Below are 466 nucleotides of genomic sequence, written 5' to 3' on the forward strand. Positions count from 1 at the left end.
GCCGGACCGGACCGGCGCCGCGCGCGCCGTGGACGCACTCGTGCGTGAGGCCGGCGCTGCCGTCGCGAACGACGAGACCGGGTACGGCATCGTCGGCGCAAGCCTGCGCACGGACCCGGCGGACCTGCGCTGAAAAAATTTTTTGAAGGGTGGAAGAAAACGGCGAGCCCATCCGTTTTCCTTGTATCGGCGGTGAGAGACACCGCCCCATCACAAGGAGAACAGTCATGAAAGCCAAGTACATTACCCTCGTCCTCGCCCTCGGTCTCGCCACCCAGGCCCACGCGCAGCTGCTCGGCGGCCGGCTCGGCGGCTCATTGGGCGGCTCGCTGGGCGGCTCCATCGGCGGTATCAGCGGGATGAGCGGGATGAGCGGGATGAGCGACATGGGCCGCGTGCACACGATGGGCGGCACGCTGCGCGACGAGACCGCTGGCCGCGCGGGCCGCGCTACCAGCCAGCCGGC

General features: G+C 69.3%; 1 protein-coding gene. It reads left to right on the forward strand.

The window, feature by feature from the left end; genetic code table 11:
- Nucleotides 1–227: 227 nt before the first annotated feature.
- A partial coding sequence (locus ACEN88_RS34200; RefSeq protein WP_413346831.1) for a hypothetical protein occupies nt 228–466 on the forward strand: 239 nt, incomplete at its 3' end.

Origin of the sequence: Massilia sp. CT11-108, assembly GCF_047302915.1 — a bacterium.
GTDB classification, from domain to species: domain Bacteria; phylum Pseudomonadota; class Gammaproteobacteria; order Burkholderiales; family Burkholderiaceae_D; genus Telluria; species Telluria orientalis.